Genomic DNA, 16,829 nt, shown 5'->3' on the forward strand with positions numbered 1-16,829 from the left:
AATGTCACATGCCTTTGGCCCAAGCGTGGTTAAATGTAGCTATGGAAAACACAACAGAAACTACAAAGCTATTGGTTAGTGACCGATGTGACGTTTGCGGAGCTCAGGCATACATGAGGGTTCAACTAGCAGGCGGAGAGTTACTGTTTTGCGCACACCACGGAAATGCCAATAAGGCAAAGCTTGAGCCAATAACCCTGGAGTGGCACGACCAAAGTTCTGACCTAAACCAGGCCTAGAACCGCGCTGTTACAGAACGACTTTCTTCATCCAAGCACAGAACTTTTTGACATTCTCGTCAACTAAGAAGAATTCGATCCTCGAATAGCTTCGACCCAATTTCTCATTTGTGGCTGCCAGTCGGCCGGAGATCCTCCGCAAGCAACAAGCATCTGGTCCAATAGGTTTGGATTCTTTGCCAAAAGGGGCCCGAATAACGTGGTCGCGATGAAGTCACCATTCCGGACGAAGTCTATGTCTGCTATTGAACTATTTCGATAACCGACAACAGGCCCGGCCTCATCGGTAACAACCGACCTAAACTCACTCACCACGGACCCGAGTCTTGGTGTATCTAGCCAAGTAACTTGAGAAGCCAAAAACTCATAGCTTGACCCAACAAGTAGCGTTGGCAGCCCAGCATCGTGCCTGGCCTGTAAGGCAGGTGCCAAGTCCAAAAGCTCCTTGCCATACTCGCGAATCGCCGCGCGACTAGCGTCCCCAATCAGAACGAAATCGGCGGATGACAACTCACCCGCCTCGTCAAATGAGACAGCTTGCTCGGCCAGAAAATACTTGAGAACAGACAGGTTTCCTTGATCCCCGTTGTTATCAAAATATTCGCTGTGGAAACTAAAATAATGAGTCACTTGGCTAGCCCCCAGTGTCTTCTGACGCGACGCATTGCATCTGCACTAAACAGCAGAGTGTGACCAGTGCCTGGTAGCGCAAGAAAACTATCCGCGGCAGCGGCAGCATCCTCAATCACAACTCCAACTTCTACGCCGTCAAAAGCCAAGCGCAGAGCAAGCTCATTGGCGTTAAATCCGCCAACAATATCTACTTTCTTTATCTTCGAAAAATCAACTGTCCAGAGCCAACTCGGATCGTGAATGTCACGACCGGCCATAAACATAAGTGGGGTTTGGTCCAGAACTAGCTCATCTAAGTTCAACTGAAAGCTTGTCGGATTCTGGACCAACCGTATAACCACATCCACGCCAGAGACTTCGACCTTTTCGTTTCGCGCAAAAACTGGTTTCAGTTCTTTGAGCACCGCACTAATAATGCTCTCGGACGGCTTGATCAATTGATGCACCGCAGCGACAGCGGCTGACAAATTCAGCGCTTGATGCTCTGGCAAGCTTGTTGTGACGTACTTGGTCTCACCCTCGGAGTGAACCATAATGCTGTCCTTGCCGGCCTGAGTAAATGCATCGATAGCCGGGTGGGGACCAAAATTCAAAGCGTAATTGGCCCTTCGAGTCTTTGCCATCTCAGCAGAAAGCCCGAACCCGATAACGGGTGCAGTGAATTCCAGTTGAGCTAAGTTCTTGTCGTCAATGTTTAGAACAACCACCTTGGCGGCTGACCCTATTTGTTTCAGCATTGCAATTACGTCATCCGGGTCATTGAACCGATCTAGCTGATCCGAATAAACATTAGTGAGAACCGCCAATCGCACCTCAAGCTCCCCGGCAAGAACGGCCCCGTGACCCTCGTCGAACTCCAACACCGCGATGTCAGAGTCCAGCCGGCCTCGCCAGTTACCCTGTTTTAATACGGCCGCAACAAGGCCCTGCCGGATGTTTGCCGTGCTGCTATTTGTAAAGACGCGAAGCCCGTGGGCTTCTAGCAGGGTAACTAGGTAGCTGGTTGTCGACGACTTTCCTGCCGAACCGGAGACGACCACTAGCCCATGATCTAGAGCTGCAAGGGCATTGGAAAGCAGCTTTGGATCTAATTTATTTGCCACTACTCCCGGAAGTGCGGAGCCTCCGCCTGGCCTGACTAGACGAACGAGAAACCGTAATAGCTTCCCGATCGAAACCGCCAGGATGGCACGCATTTAGCCGTCCAGGTAGTCGCGAAGAAGTTGTGATCTAGAAGGGTGTCGAAGCTTCGACATGGTCTTTGACTCGATTTGCCTAATGCGCTCTCTAGTCACGCCAAATTTTTCGCCAATCTGGTCAAGAGTCATCTGAACTCCATCACCCAGGCCGAATCGGGAGCGAATCACTCCAGCCTCACGAGGGTGAAGGCTATCTAATACTCGCTCTAATTCTTGCTGAAGCATTGTGAAGCCAACGGCGTCGGCTGGGACAACTGCCTCGGTGTCCTCGATCAGGTCACCGAATTCGCTGTCGCCATCTTCTCCCAAAGGAGTAGAAAGTGAGATTGGCTCTCTTCCGTACTTTTGGACCTCGACGACCTTTTCAGGGGTCATGTCCAATTCGGCTGCCAGCTCGTCGGGAGTTGGCTCTCTTCCAAGGTCCTGAAGTAGCTGACGCTGAACTCTGGCCAGCTTGTTGATTACCTCGACCATGTGAACAGGGATGCGAATAGTTCGCGCCTGGTCTGCCATCGCGCGAGTAATAGCCTGCCTGATCCACCAAGTGGCGTAGGTCGAGAACTTAAAGCCCTTTGTGTAGTCGAATTTCTCGACCGCACGAATCAAGCCGAGGTTTCCCTCTTGAATCAAATCTAGGAACTGCATGCCGCGTCCGGTGTAACGCTTGGCCAGTGAGACCACCAAACGAAGGTTCGCTTCCAGAAGGTGCGATTTTGAACGCTTTCCGTCCTTCACAACCCAGTTCAAGTCCCTGCGGTCCGCCGGTGCGAGCTTAGATTCGGTAGCAAGTTTGTCTTCGGCAAACAAACCGGCCTCAATACGCTTTGCAAGCTCAACTTCCAACTCAGCGTTTAGAAGGGCAACCTTGCCGATCTGCTTCAGGTAGTCCTTGACGGGATCAGCAGTTGCTCCAGTGATTGCTAAATTTTGGACCGGAATGTCGTCCTCGTCATCGTTGATGACTAGGGCACCCTTAGGTAGCTCGATGGCTGCAGTTACCGGATCCAAGTCGGTATCCAGGCTCAGATCAACCGCTGAGGTTGCCTCCGAAACGATGTCCTCTACCGAGGCCTCTTTTTTGACCTTTGGCTTTGTCGTTGTTTTCTTCGCAGCGGCCTTTACGGGTGCAGCGGAATCCTTCTTTGGCGCGGACTTTACCGGCTTGACGCTCGCCTTCTTAGTATCAGCCTTGACGGCTTTCTCTGTTGGGGCTTCTTTGGCTTTCGCCTTTGACACTGTTGCGATGATAGACCTCGCTCTTGGGCAGACTTTAAACCCTTGTCAAGTCTGGCGACCTGAAAGGGTTTCGAACAGCTAGTATGCCACTAATTGTTGCTGTCTTGCCCAATAAAAGGAAATTTTCAAGGATTTTATTCCTGAGAATCAGTATTTTTTCTCATCGTCGAAAGATAATTTTCTAGCTCTTCGGTCAGCTCGTCGACACTTCGAGGCTCCCCTGAGGGTTTGCTGATGGGCGCCTTTGAAGGGCCAGAGCCACCGCTGGCGTAACCGGCTTCAAGGGTCTGCACCAATTTACTCAATTCCGGGTTGTCCTCTATTTGGCTCTTGACCTTGGTTTCAAACTTTCCGGCATCATGGCGCAGCTGATCCGATGGGAACACGAGCCCAGTTGCCGCGCTGATTAGCTCGAGGCCGGTTATCGCGGCATTTGGCACCTCGTTGTCAGCCAAATAGTGAGGTACCAAAAGCACAAACCCGGCAGTGTTCACGCCCTGGGCACTCAAACGAAATTCCAGTAGGTGTGTCACGTTTCCTGGAACCTGAGTCTGGGGTTTCCACTCCGAAAACCTTTCAATCATCTCCTTGCGATTTCCCGACACTGTCACGCCAACCGGTCTTGTGTGAGGAATCGGGAAGGGGATGGAATGAACCCAAGTGAAATTTGAGACCTGAAAGCGCTGAATGATTTCAAGGAGGCTCGCGGCAAATGCCTCCCACTTCAAATCCGGCTCGTAGCCATCTAAAAGCAAAAACGGCTGTTGCGCTTCGTCGAACACAAGGTGCACGGATAGCGACGGTGGCTCATAGGACTCGATGTGATCCTTCTCGAAAAATAGCGCTGGACGCCTTGATCGATAATCCAAAAATTCATCGTTGTCAAAACTCAGAACCAATTCGTGATTTAGCTCCGAGAAAAAGTGATCAGACAGCTGAGAAATGGTGCTCCCTGAATCGCTAAATCCAGAAATCAGGGCGACCATCGGCAGTCCAGATGGAATCTCGGCATGACTGAATTGTTCGTATAGCTGGTTCACCCTTTAAGCGTAACCGACCTAGACTTAAGAATATGCAAAACATCACATTGAGTGCCATCAGAACCAGTAAATTCACACACCTAGCGGTCCCCAAAACAAGCGGAAATTCCGAATCCGACTGGGCAGTCTCCGGGCTCCCGGATGCAGTGCTTCGATACGGAGGGTCCGCGAAATTAGACCACTCTGCTCGACTGCCCGGAGACGATGTTGTCTTGTCGGTAATCGGTTGTGGAGATGCGGTTAATTACCGAAGCTTCGCTGCCGCTGCCGTAAGAGCCTCAAAAGGGGTTTCTTACCTGAGCATTGATTTGACAAAGGCAACAACGGAAGAGGTCCTGCTGGCCGCCGAGGGTTGCCTTCTAGGTATGGACACTCCTTCAGAATACAAAAAATCCACGTCTGAGTTACTAGCAATCGAGCTTGTAGTAAACGAACAGCACCTTGGATTGGACCTGTCTCAATCCCTGAACCTTGCTAGCAAAATTGTTCAAGCACGGCAGATAATCAACACACCGGCCAACGACCTATGGCCCGAGAAACTCGCGGAGATTTGCATTACCGCAAGCACCGGACTTCCGATTGAGATAGAGGTCTGGGATGAAGCAAGGCTGGCCAAGGAAAATTGCGGTGGAATCTTGGGAGTCGGAAAAGGTTCGGAGCGGCCGCCCAGACTTATAAAAATGAAGTATCGCGGCGGTGGGCAGCACCTTGGATTGGTTGGTAAGGGAATCACCTTTGATACCGGCGGACTTTCATTGAAGCCACCGGAATCAATGGTCGGGATGAAATACGACATGGCAGGTGCTGCAACAGTGATGGCCGCCGTACTTGCAATTGCAGAGCAAAAGTTGGCCCTGGACGTAACGGCCATACTCTGCGTTGCTGAAAACATGCCATCCGGCCAAGCAACCAGGCCCGGCGATGTGCTGACCATGAGAAATGGCAAAACTGTAGAAGTGTTGAACACCGACGCTGAGGGCAGGCTGGTAATGGCGGATGGCCTATCAATTCTGACCGAAATGAACGTTGACCATATCGTTGATGTCGCCACTTTGACTGGAGCTGCAACGATTGCCCTCGGGAACAGATATGCGGGTGTAATGGGCCACGGTGAAGCGGTAAATCTTATTCAAGCGGCGGCTGTCGAAGCGGACGAGCTGATGTGGGAGATGCCATTGCCTGCTGAACTGAGGCCCCTACTAGATTCCGACATTGCAGATCTGACAAACGTGAAGATTGGAAACCGGGCCGGTGGGATGCTTATCGCCGGCTGGTTCCTAAGTGAGTTTGTAAAACCAGAGGCATCTTGGGCGCACTTGGACATTGCCGGCCCAGCAAATAATGACGGTGGTCCGTTTGCATCTACCCCCAAGGGTGCCTCGGGGGTTGCCATTCGCACACTCGTGCAAATGGCCAAGAACTTGAGCTTGCGCTAAGTACTAGACTTGTCTTCACAAGCCGCGTTTTTTGGAGTTTTTTATGGCAGAGAATAATTTTGACCTTGTAATCCTTGGTAGCGGAAGCGGTGGCTATGCGGCCGCCCTTCGTGCAGCTCAACTTGGGCTATCAGTAGCTCTCATCGAACGAGACAAACTCGGTGGTACCTGCCTTCACCGCGGTTGCATTCCAACCAAAGCACTGTTGCACTCAGCCGAAGTAGCCGACACCACTAAAGAGGCCGCACACTACGGAGTGAATGCCACTTTCCAGAGCATCGACATGGTTCAGGTAAATAAGTACCGGGATTCCATCGTTGACAAGCTCTACAAGGGCTTGACCGGGCTAGTGGGTTCAAAGAACATAACCTCAGTACAAGGAGAAGGTCACCTAACCGGACCTAAATCGATCACCGTTGGTACCGAGGTTTACACCGGAACCAATGTTCTTCTTGCCACAGGTTCACTGATTAAGACCCTAGGCGTCGAAATCACGGGTCGAGTAATCACAAGCGACCAGGCCCTGCAAATGGATTGGGTTCCGAACAAGGTTGCAATCCTCGGCGGTGGCGTGATTGGTGTCGAATTCGCTTCCATTTGGAGGTCGTTCGGAGCTGAAGTGACAATCATTGAAGGCTTTGACCGACTAGTGCCCAACGAAGACCCCGCTATGAGCAAGGGTCTAGAGCGTGCTTATAAGAAGCGCGGTATGGAGCTAAAACTTGGAAACAAGTTCAGCCAAGTGACCCAGGATGACAACGGCGTTGTAGTCACTCTGGAAAACGGAGACAGCGTAGCCGCTGACCTTCTTCTGGTGGCCGTCGGTCGCGGACCAAATGCCACAGGCTTCGGATTCGAAGAGCAGGGCGTAACCATGGATCGTGGATTTGTTCTGACCAACGAACGACTCCAGACAAACCTGCCGGGAGTTTATGCAGTCGGTGACATGACACCTGGACTGCAGCTTGCTCACCGAGGTTTCATGCAGGGAATTTTCGTGGCCGAGGAAATTGCTGGCCTAAAGCCATTGGTAGTCGACGAAATGGGAATTCCCCGTGTGACCTACTGCGAACCTGAAATTGCATCCGTGGGACTAACCGAGGCGCAAGCAAAAGAGAAGTTCGGTGCGGATAAGATTTCGATTTACGAATACAACCTGGCCGGTAACGGCAAGAGCAACATCCTTGGGACTGCAGGCGTCATAAAACTGATTCGCGAGGTAGACGGTCCAGTTATCGGCTTCCACATGATCGGCTCAAGAGCAGGCGAGCAGATTGGCGAGGCACAGCTAATTATCAACTGGGAGGCTTACCCAGAAGATGTTGCACCGCTTATCCACGCTCACCCAACAATGAACGAAGCTATCGGCGAGGCACACCTCGCTCTAGCCGGCAAACCTCTTCACGCCCACGCATAACTAAGAACAGTAGAGATAGGTATCCAAGATGAGCGAAGTAATCCTTCCGGCATTGGGAGAATCCGTCACCGAAGGCACAGTCACACGATGGCTGAAGAACATCGGCGACTCAGTGGCCGTTGATGAACCGCTTGTTGAGGTTTCTACTGACAAAGTAGACACCGAGATCCCATCACCATTCGCTGGCACCCTCACTCAAATCATGGTCCAAGAAGACGAGACCGTTGCGGTAGGCGCCGTCCTCGCGATCGTCGGTGAGGCTGCCTCGGCTGCCCCTGCCGAAACTGCCCCCGCTGCTCCTGAGGCCGCGGCCGCGCCGGTTGAAGCCGCTCCTGTTGCTCCAGTAGCAACTCCACCAGTAGCTGCCGCTCCTGTTACTCCCCCTGCCCCTGTAGCCGCAGCACCTGCGGCTCCTGTAGCTCCAGTTGCTCCAGTAGCAACTCCTCCGGTAACCGCACCCGTAGCCACCGAACAGGCGGCACCTGTCGCTCCAGCGCCTGTTGCGCCTGCAGCTCCTGCAGCTCCTGCAGCGCCGGTCGCAACAGCTCCAGTGGCTGCAAACGAGGAAACTTCAAGCGACCCGAACTATGTCACGCCCATCGTCCGAAAGCTAGCAGCGGAAATGGGGATCGACCTAGGAACCATTCGCGGATCCGGGGTTGGCGGTCGCATTAGAAAAGAAGATCTAACCGCAGCAACCTCGAAGACCGCTCCAGCTGCTGCTCACGCGCCAGCCGAAGCATCCCCGCTTCGTGGAACCACAGTTCCAATGTCAAGACTCAGAAAAGTACTTTCTGAGCGAGCGGTTGCTTCCATGCAACAGAGCGCTCAGCTGACATCGGTCGTTGAAGTTGACGTTACCAAGATCGCCGAAATGAGACAGCGTGTACAAGCTGAGTTCACTCAAAAGGCAGGAACAAAGCTCTCGTTTATGCCATTCTTTACGCTCGCAGCTGCAGAGGCTCTAGCGGCTAATCCAATCATCAACGCCACCGTGGAGGACACAAACATTGTTTATCACGGCTCAGATAACATCTCGTTTGCTGTTGACACTGAAAGAGGGTTGCTGACTCCGGTTCTAAAGGACGCGGCACACATGTCAATCTCCACAATGGCTCAGGCAATTGCCGACATGGCTGAGCGCACCAGAAGCAACAAGCTCACTCCAGATGAACTTTCCGGAGGAACCTTCACCCTCACAAACACCGGTAGCCGTGGAGCACTATTTGACACACCAGTTGTCTTCTTACCTCAGTCAGCAATTCTGGGAACCGGCATCGTCACGAAGCGCGCAGCGGTAGTCAAGGACGCCGATGGCAATGATGCTATTGGCATCCGTTCAATGGTCTACTTAGCCCTTAGCTATGACCACAGGATTATTGACGGCGCAGACGCCTCCCGCTTCCTAATGCAGGTAAAGATACGGCTTGAGGCTGGCAAATTTGAAGCCAATCTCGGCCTGTAGCATAAAGATGGGTGAGCTCCTTAGTAATGCCTCAATTTGAAAGAGTTGGTTTAGACCCCAACTTTGTTGATTACCGCGCAGGCATGGAGATACAGCTAAAAACTCACGCCGATGTGGCCGCTAACCTAAGGCCAAACACAGTGCTTCTTCTTGAGCACAAGGCCGTCTACACGGCTGGCAAGCGAACCGAAGAACACGAGCTGCCGAATGATGGCTCCGAATTTATCGAAACTAACCGTGGTGGGAAAATAACTTGGCACGGGCCAGGGCAACTAATTGGCTACCCGATAATGCACCTGCCTCAACCAATTGATGTCGTCGGATACGTCCGATGGTTGGAGGAGGTTCTAATAGGAGTCGCAGCCGAGTTTGGTGTAATTGGCGAACGCGTCGAGGGTCGAACCGGTGTTTGGGTAAACACCGAAGACGGTTTTCAAAAACTTGCGTCAATCGGGATTCGGGTTAGCGAGAAAGTAACAATGCACGGCTTCGCACTCAACTGCAACAACTCGCTTGAGCCCTTCGAACACATAATTGCATGCGGTATTGACGATGCGAAGGCCACAACTTTGTCCAAACTTGCTGGAATTGATATCTCTCCAGCTCAAGCAGCTACGCTTGTAGAGCAGCAGATGGGAGAAATACCGAATGTCAGAAGCTAAACCAGAGCGAAAACTGCTCCGACTTGAAGTTCGAAACAGCGAGGTGCCCATCGAGCGAAAACCAGAGTGGATCAGAACCACGGCCAAAATGGGGCCCGAGTATCAAAAACTGCAAAGTCTTGTTAAGGAAAAAGAGCTCCACACTGTGTGCCAGGAAGCCGGCTGCCCAAACATTTTTGAATGCTGGGAAGACCGAGAAGCAACGTTCCTCATTGGCGGAAGCCAGTGCACCAGAAGGTGTGACTTCTGCCAAATAGACACCGGAAAGCCAGCGGCTTTCGATGCGGATGAGCCACGTAGAGTCGGCTCTTCAGTGAAGCAAATGAATCTCCGCTACGCGACCGTTACCGGGGTTGCTCGTGATGACCTTCCCGACGAAGGTGCCTGGCTTTACGCCGAAACAATACGTCAGATTAAGAAGCAGTCACCTGGAACGGGCGTTGAAATACTCATACCGGACTTCTCAGGTAGGCCAGAGCTACTGCAAAAAGTATTCGATACCAACCCACAGGTCTTCGCTCACAACGTCGAGACAGTGCCAAGAATTTTCAAGAGGATCAGGCCGGCATTCACCTATGACCGTTCACTGGATGTTCTTAGCCAGGGCCGTGCAGCTGGAATGGTTACCAAGTCCAACCTGATCCTGGGCATGGGCGAGGAAATACCAGAGGTGCTTCAGGCTCTTCAGGACCTACACGATGCCGGAACAGACATCATCACAATCACCCAATACCTAAGGCCTTCACCACGGCATCACCCGGTTGAGCGATGGGTGAAGCCACAGGAATTCGTTGAGCTTTCTCAGGCCGCTGAAGAAATCGGTTACCTAGGAGTACTAGCCGGCCCGTTGGTGCGCTCGAGTTATCGTGCGGGCAGACTATGGGCCAAGTCAATGATGGCCAAGGGCCGCGAAATTCCAGAAGAACTCAAGCATCTAGCCGACAAAGTCGAGTTTGCGCAAGCAAGCGCGGTTGCCTGAGTAAACTATTGACCGTGGCTAAAGACAAGAAACCTCCAGGACGCTTCAGGCAGCTGTGGCGCGTTTATAAAACGACGGCCAAATCTGACCCGTCCTCAGCATGGCTTGCGGCACTAGTACTGCTGCTGTCCATTGCGGTCGGCTTAGCGGTTGGCTTTGTAACCGGAGACGGAAATGTTTTCACATTGGTGTTGTGGGGCCTTTCCGGCCTGATAACGGGCGTTCTATTTTCCATGATCGTTATGAGCAAGAAGGCCGAGAAGAACGCCTACATGCAAATCGAAGGTCAAGCAGGTGCCGTAGGCGCGGTCCTAGACTCACAGATCAAGCGTGGCTGGAGAACTTCCTCTATGCCGGTGGCAGTGAACGCCAAGACAAGAGAGGCGATCTATCGCATGATCGGTCGCCCGGGAGTAGTTCTTATTTCTGAAGGTTCATCAGCCCGAGTTCAGCAAATGCTTGACGATGAAGCAAGGAAAGTTCTAAGGTCAGCTCCTGGCGCAGCGGTCCACAAGGTTAAAGTGACCGTTGACGACTCCGGAGTTCGAATTTATCGATTACTAAAGCATGTCTACAAGCTTCCCAAGTCCCTAAGTCGTGGCGAAGTAACCGCAGTTTCAAACAGACTTGACGCTTTGGGTGCTCACGCCTCGGTTCCGATTCCAAAGGGGATTGACCCCAACCGAGTTAGAGCTCCAAAGCGCAAAGTTTAACATTTCTGAAACATTGACTCGTTAGTTTTACCCATGAGTAAGTAGAAATACCCTAATCACCCAAGAGAGGTACCTCAATGTTCAAAACAGCCTCAGAGGCACTGCAGTACATCAAGGAACACAACATCAAGTTCGTGGACGTTCGGTTTACTGACATGCCGGGAGTGCAACAGCACTTTAACCTGCCAGTTTCACAGATTGATGAAGAGTTTTTTGCAATTGGACAGCTGTTTGATGCCTCCTCAATTCGTGGCTTCGCATCCATTCACGAGAGTGACATGCAGTTGATTCCAGATGTCACAACAGCGTGGGAAGACCCATTCCGAGTCGAGAAGACTCTGATAATGAACTTTGACATTTACAACCCAAGAAACGGCGAGCTTTACCACCGCGACCCGCGTCAGGTTGCACATAAAGCAGAACGCTACTTGCAGTCCACCGGCATAGCTGACACGGCATTCTTTGCCCCTGAAGCTGAGTTTTTTATCTTTGACGACGTTCGTTACGAAGTGAAGTCGAACACCGCCTTCCACATCGTTGACTCAATCGAAGGCGCTTGGAACTCCGCTAGGAAAGAAGAGGGCGGAAACCTAGGAAACAAGACCCCTTATAAGGGTGGTTACTTCCCTGTCTCCCCCGTCGACCACTTGGCTGACATTCGCGACGCAATTGTGTTGGAGCTAGAGGATGCGGGACTGAGCGTTGAGCGAAGCCACCACGAGGTTGGAACTGCCGGACAGTGCGAGATCAACTATCGCTTTGACACGCTGGTCAAGTCCGCTGATGACCTTCTAAAGTTTAAGTACATCGTGAAGAACGTTGCGCACCAGTACGGTAAGACCGCAACCTTTATGCCAAAGCCATTGTTCAACGACAATGGATCTGGCATGCACGTTCACCAGTCGCTGTGGAAAGACGGCAAGCCGTTGTTCTACGACGAGACTGGTTACGGATCTCTTTCCGATCTTGCCCGTTGGTACATCGGTGGAATTTTGAAGCACGCACCAAGCTTGCTTGCCTTCACGAACCCATCTATCAACTCTTATCACCGCTTGGTTCCTGGCTTTGAAGCCCCAGTAAACCTTGTGTACTCCGCTGGAAACCGATCTGCAGCAATTCGTATCCCAATGACCGGTTCAAACCCCAAGGCAAAGCGCATCGAGTTTAGGGCTCCGGATAGTTCTGGAAACCCATACTTGGCATTTGCCGCTCAGCTTATGGCTGGCCTTGATGGAATCAAGAACCGCATCGAACCTCATGAGCCGGTGGACAAGGACCTCTACGAGCTTCCTCCAGAGGAAGCCAAGATGATCCCTCAGGTCCCTGGAGACTTGGAGTCGGTTTTGAAGGCGCTCGAAGAAGATCACGAGTACCTGATGGAGGGCAACGTCTTCACAAAGGATCTGATTGAAAACTGGATCGACTACAAGCGTGAGAAGGAGCTAAAGCCAATGGCCCAGCGACCTCACCCTTACGAGTTCGAGCTTTACTACGGCGTTTAGGACATACGTCAACTAGATAAAAGCCGGGTAGGTTTTCTACCCGGCTTTTTCTATTCCAAAAACAGCTTCTGAAATACCGCTCTTGAGCGCCTCGTGACCGCAAGGTAACGCTCTTCGAGATCGGTGGCTGAACCCGGCTCAAACTCCAAAACTCTTGCTATCGCCTCGAGCTTGTAGCGGTCAATTGGCAGCTCGTCTGACGCCTTATCTAGGGCAAGGACCTGAGCACTGCGCACTCTGCTGGCCATGATCCAAGCATCTTCTAACACCCGCGAATCAGCGGCACCTACATGACCAAGCGTGACTAGAAAAGCCAGAGTGCCAAGCGTGCTCAGACGTCTAAGCTCCGGATGGTTACCGGCATATCTAAGCTGCATTAACTGAACAAGCCATTCGACGTCGCTTATTGCACCGGGCCCGAGCTTCAAATGCCTGTTCGCGTCGATGCCCTTGGGGAGCCTCTCGTTTTCCACCCGAGCCTTGACTAGCCGAATCGATACAAGCTGCTTATTCGATAGCTCCTCGGGGTAGCGAAATCTATCAATTAGACCTGTGAATGAATCCCTGAGGCCTTGAGAGCCGAACATGGGCCGTGCTCGGAGGAGAGCTTGAAACTCCCAGGTTTCCGCCCATTTCTCGTAGTAACCCTCGTAGGCGCTGAGAGATTTTATCCGAGGGCCGTTTTTTCCTTCCGGTCGCAGATCCAGATCAAGCTCAAACTCTAGAATTGAATCTTTAACCAAGGCTATAAAGTCGCCGGTGAGGGTCTCGGCCTTACTCTGAGCCTTTGGATCATCGTCTTTGTAGACAAGCATCACGTCGGCATCCGAACCGAAACCGAGCTCCTGACCACCGAGGCGACCCATGGCAACGATGCTTACGTCCAAATCAATGCTGGACTTCCGCGAAGCGACCAGAAGCATTGACCCTAGATAAATCTCAGTGACCTCGCTCAGAGCCCTCGAAATCTGAGAGATTTCCAGATTCCCAAGAGTGGCGCCAATCGCAATCCTCAGCACTTCCCTGCGCCGGATGAACTTTAGTCCCTCGGCGGCTTTTTCGAACCCCAAGTTCCTTGCCAAGAATGATTTGACTTCGGCCTCTAAGGAATCTCTGTCAGTAGATTGAAGCTTCGATTCATCTGCAAACCACGCCGTTGATTCCGGGGTGTACTCGAGCAGCCTGGAGATGTAAACAGAGTTAGACAGAGCTTGCATTAGCCGCTCAGCAGCCCCTGAAGAGTCTCGGAGCATCTTTAGGAACCAGTGCTTGTCCCCCAACAATTCACTGAGCCTTCTAAAGCTGAGCAACGCCCCATCGGGATTCATACCCTCGGCCATCCAGCGCAACAGCACCGGAAGAATGGAGCGTTGGATGGTAGCGCCACGTGACATACCCTGGCTTAGGGCGCGAAGATGCCTCATGGCACCCTTTGGGTCGGTAAACCCAAGAGAGACAAGCCGGCTCTCAGTCTCGCTGGCTGTCAGAGATATCTCTCCGGGTGAGAGTGCGGCGGTGGCAGCCAACAATGGTCGGAAGAAGATAGTGTCGTGGAGACTTGCCACCTCCTGGCGGCTATTCAGCCACATCTCCCTCAGGCCATCGGCACTCAAACGTGGATTGACGCCGCGAGCAATTCGTCTGAGGTCCGAAGCGTCACTTGGGACTAGGTGAGTCCTGCGAAGCTTTGCAAGCTGAAGTCTGTGCTCGATAACCCGAAGCAGGCTGTATTGCTTTTGCAGCGCCAGGGCGTCGTCTCGACCCAAAAGCCCAGCATTAGCCAGTGCGTTAATTGCCGGAAATGTGCCCTCTTCTCGAAGGGTTTCATCAACCACTCCGTGGACGAGCTGCAAAAGCTGAACGGTAAATTCGACATCGCGCAGTCCGCCGCGGCCCAACTTGATGTTGAGCTCTTTTTCCTCCATTGGAATTTGGTCTATGACGCGCTTGCGCATTTGTCTGGCGTGCTGGACCAGATTTGATCGCTCTCTATCTCCCCATATTTGGGGCTTTACTTCTAAAAGATATTGATTGCCAAGGTCTTGATCACCCGCCGCGAACCTCGCCTTCAATAATGCCTGGAACTCCCAAGGTTCAGCCCATTTTGCATAGTGTGCCGAATGAGCAGTCACGGATCTAACGAGCGCTCCGTTTTTGCCCTCGGGTCTAAGATTTGGATCAACTTCCCAGAGCCCGGGCTCAGCAGCTGCCTCGTTGATAACCAAGCCCAACCGCTGGGCTACTTGAGTAGCAGTCGCGATCGCATACTCCTCTGGGCCATCACCAACATAAATAACATCAACGTCGCTGACATAGTTCAACTCATCGGCACCGGTCTTGCCCATAGCGATAATCGCTAATCGAGTGTTGTCCGATTTCTCTTGAGAAATTCTGCCGTCTGAAATGAGCTCAGACCTTGCGACGGATAACCCTGCTTCCAAGGCCGCATCGGCAAGCCTACTCAAGGCACTAGTCACTTCGACGACATTCTCAGCAGGGTCTGACAGCCCCAAATCCCAATCAGCTATAGCTAGAAGCTCTCTGCGATAGGCCACCCGAAGATCAAGTCTGGAATCGGCATTGAGGGAAAAGTGTGATGGCAACGACTGGGCGCTACCAAATAGTGACAACTCATCAGGATGACGAGTCAGATAGTCGGCCAAACCGTCTGATGCACCGAGGATAGCCATCAATCGCTTAGGACCTGACGAGCTAGAAAGCGCCTCAAGTGTCTGCTTCGGGTGATTCTTTGCAAGCTCCAGAAGATGAGCCAAAGCCCTGTCCGGTGATGCGGAAGTTTCAAATGCGGATATGCAACTCTGGTAACTTGATCCAAGAACCGTCTCTAGCTCTACCAAGTTGTCCTTGGCAACGCTCAGCGACTCGAACCCCAGTCGAACTATGTCACTTAGAGAAGCGACTCTGCCGATAACCATTTAGAGGGTTTTGAGGTTTTGATCAATCTCATACGGAGTCACCTGAGCACGATAGTCAGCCCATTCGTTGCGCTTATTTGCAAGCACAAAGTTGAACACCGACTCCCCTAGGACTTCAGCCGCAAGTTCGGAATCCTCTAGCTTTCTAATTGCGTGGTCGAGTGACTGAGGAAGAGCCTCGATGCCCATTGCTCTTCGCTCTTGATAAGAAAGAGTCCAAACATCCTGCTCGGTCTCGTCCTCTAGCTCGTATTCATTTTCTATGCCTTTTAGTCCAGCAGCCAGGAGCAGCGAATACGCAAGATATGGGTTAGCCGCAGAATCCATTGCTCGGTACTCAATTCTCGTACTCTGAGCCTTCTCCGGCTTATGAAGCGGTACACGAACTAGAGCGCTTCTGTTGTTGTGACCCCAGCTGACGTAGCTAGGTGCCTCTCCACCGCCCCATAGCCTCTTATAGCTATTGACATACTGATTGGTAACCAGAGTTATCTCTGGAGCATGACGAAGAATTCCGGCCATAAACTGCCTCGCGGTGTTAGACAGGTGGTACTCGGCGGCAGGATCGAAGAACGCGTTCTTATCCCCCTCAAATAGCGAAAAGTGAGTGTGCATTCCAGAGCCGGGGTGGTTAGTGAAGGGCTTAGGCATGAAGGTCGCATAAACGCCCTGCTCGATAGCCACCTCTTTGATCACAGTTCGGAAAGTCATTATGTTGTCGGCCATCGTGAGTGCGTCAGCATATCTCAAGTCAATTTCGTTCTGACCTGGGCCACCCTCGTGGTGGGAGAATTCAACCGAGATACCAAGCTGCTCGAGCATGGTTACGGCTCTTCTTCTAAAGTCATGCGCCGTGCCTCCAGGCACGTTGTCAAAATAACCAGCGTTATCAACTGGAACAGGTTCTCCAGACGCGTCTACGCTGCTCGACTTCAAAAGATAAAACTCAATTTCCGGGTGAACATAAAAACTAAAGCCCATGGATGCAGCCTTGGCCAGCGTCCTGCGCAGAACATTTCGAGGATCGGCCGCTGCCGGCTGTCCATCTGGGGTCGCGATGTCGCAGAACATGCGTGCAGCAGGATCGACTGTCCCTCTCCAAGGAAGAATCTGGAAAGTAGCAGGATCTGGTAATGCCAACATGTCAGCTTCAGAGTTCCTAGCGAGTCCCTCAATGGAGGAACCATCAAAACCTATGCCCTCTGCAAAAGCACCCTCTATCTCTGCCGGGGCCACAGCCACCGATTTCAGAGACCCGGCAACGTCGGTAAACCAGAGCCGGATGAACTTAACACCGCGCTCTTCAATGGTTCTTAACACAAACTCTTGCTGCTTGTCCATATTTCCTCCTGACACTGGTAATAGGCTATCG

The 16,829-nt window shown here is 52.1% G+C and carries 14 protein-coding genes; 8 read left to right on the forward strand and 6 right to left on the reverse strand.

Annotation, left to right across the window (positions count from 1 at the left end):
- Positions 1-41 precede the first annotated feature (41 nt).
- The gene (locus tag IMCC13023_RS04845; RefSeq protein WP_007541864.1) at positions 42-239 is read left to right on the forward strand and encodes a DUF7455 domain-containing protein; all 198 of its coding nucleotides are present in this window, start codon (positions 42-44) and stop codon (positions 237-239) included.
- 63 nt (positions 240-302) lie between these two features.
- On the opposite strand, the gene IMCC13023_RS04850 is transcribed toward IMCC13023_RS04845, so the two are convergent.
- The 4 genes from IMCC13023_RS04850 to IMCC13023_RS04865 all read right to left on the reverse strand — a co-directional run bounded on the left by IMCC13023_RS04850 (position 303) and on the right by IMCC13023_RS04865 (position 4,347).
- Positions 303-869 carry a hypothetical protein gene (locus tag IMCC13023_RS04850; RefSeq protein ID WP_007541866.1) on the reverse strand — a complete coding sequence of 189 codons (567 nt, stop codon included), beginning with the start codon at positions 867-869 and terminating at the stop codon, positions 303-305.
- Positions 866-2,068 (reverse strand): MurT ligase domain-containing protein, encoded by a 1,203-nt coding sequence (locus IMCC13023_RS04855; RefSeq protein WP_040325212.1) that lies wholly within the window; start codon positions 2,066-2,068, stop codon positions 866-868. The genes IMCC13023_RS04850 and IMCC13023_RS04855 overlap by 4 nt, the downstream gene beginning before the upstream one ends.
- Positions 2,069-3,307, reverse strand: a complete 1,239-nt coding sequence (locus tag IMCC13023_RS04860) for an RNA polymerase sigma factor (protein ID WP_007541870.1) — start codon at positions 3,305-3,307, stop codon at positions 2,069-2,071.
- Between the two features lie 134 nt (positions 3,308-3,441).
- A complete protein-coding gene (locus IMCC13023_RS04865; protein WP_007541872.1) occupies positions 3,442-4,347 on the reverse strand; it encodes a proteasome assembly chaperone family protein in 906 nt (301 codons plus the stop codon).
- A gap of 32 nt (positions 4,348-4,379) precedes the next feature.
- Here IMCC13023_RS04865 and IMCC13023_RS04870 point away from each other — a divergent pair, with 32 nt between their 5' ends.
- The 7 genes from IMCC13023_RS04870 to glnA (IMCC13023_RS04900) all read left to right on the forward strand — a co-directional run bounded on the left by IMCC13023_RS04870 (position 4,380) and on the right by glnA (IMCC13023_RS04900) (position 12,521).
- Positions 4,380-5,783, forward strand: coding sequence for a leucyl aminopeptidase (locus tag IMCC13023_RS04870; protein WP_007541874.1), 1,404 nt, complete (start codon positions 4,380-4,382; stop codon positions 5,781-5,783).
- Between the two features lie 43 nt (positions 5,784-5,826).
- Positions 5,827-7,200, forward strand: coding sequence for a dihydrolipoyl dehydrogenase (gene lpdA, locus IMCC13023_RS04875; RefSeq protein WP_007541877.1), 1,374 nt, complete (start codon positions 5,827-5,829; stop codon positions 7,198-7,200).
- A 28-nt stretch (positions 7,201-7,228) separates the two neighbouring features.
- Complete coding sequence (locus IMCC13023_RS04880; protein ID WP_007541879.1) at positions 7,229-8,665, forward strand: 2-oxo acid dehydrogenase subunit E2; 1,437 nt, start codon at positions 7,229-7,231, stop codon at positions 8,663-8,665.
- An 11-nt stretch (positions 8,666-8,676) separates the two neighbouring features.
- Complete coding sequence (lipB, locus tag IMCC13023_RS04885; RefSeq protein ID WP_249859719.1) at positions 8,677-9,327, forward strand: lipoyl(octanoyl) transferase LipB; 651 nt, start codon at positions 8,677-8,679, stop codon at positions 9,325-9,327.
- On the forward strand, positions 9,314-10,306 hold the full coding sequence (lipA, locus tag IMCC13023_RS04890; RefSeq protein ID WP_007541883.1) for a lipoyl synthase: 993 nt from the start codon (positions 9,314-9,316) through the stop codon (positions 10,304-10,306). The genes lipB and lipA overlap by 14 nt, the downstream gene beginning before the upstream one ends.
- Before the next feature lie 14 nt (positions 10,307-10,320).
- Complete coding sequence (locus tag IMCC13023_RS04895) at positions 10,321-11,019, forward strand: DUF4191 domain-containing protein (RefSeq protein ID WP_007541885.1); 699 nt, start codon at positions 10,321-10,323, stop codon at positions 11,017-11,019.
- 77 nt (positions 11,020-11,096) lie between these two features.
- Positions 11,097-12,521 (forward strand): type I glutamate--ammonia ligase, encoded by a 1,425-nt coding sequence (glnA, locus tag IMCC13023_RS04900; RefSeq protein ID WP_007541887.1) that lies wholly within the window; start codon positions 11,097-11,099, stop codon positions 12,519-12,521.
- 50 nt (positions 12,522-12,571) lie between these two features.
- On the opposite strand, the gene IMCC13023_RS04905 is transcribed toward glnA (IMCC13023_RS04900), so the two are convergent.
- Complete coding sequence (locus IMCC13023_RS04905; protein ID WP_007541889.1) at positions 12,572-15,457, reverse strand: bifunctional [glutamine synthetase] adenylyltransferase/[glutamine synthetase]-adenylyl-L-tyrosine phosphorylase; 2,886 nt, start codon at positions 15,455-15,457, stop codon at positions 12,572-12,574.
- Positions 15,458-16,798: a type I glutamate--ammonia ligase gene (gene glnA / locus IMCC13023_RS04910; protein WP_007541891.1), complete on the reverse strand. Its 1,341-nt coding sequence runs from the start codon at positions 16,796-16,798 to the stop codon at positions 15,458-15,460.
- Positions 16,799-16,829 lie beyond the last annotated feature (31 nt).

Origin of the sequence: Candidatus Aquiluna sp. IMCC13023 (assembly GCF_000257665.1) — a bacterium.
Classification (GTDB): domain Bacteria; phylum Actinomycetota; class Actinomycetes; order Actinomycetales; family Microbacteriaceae; genus Aquiluna.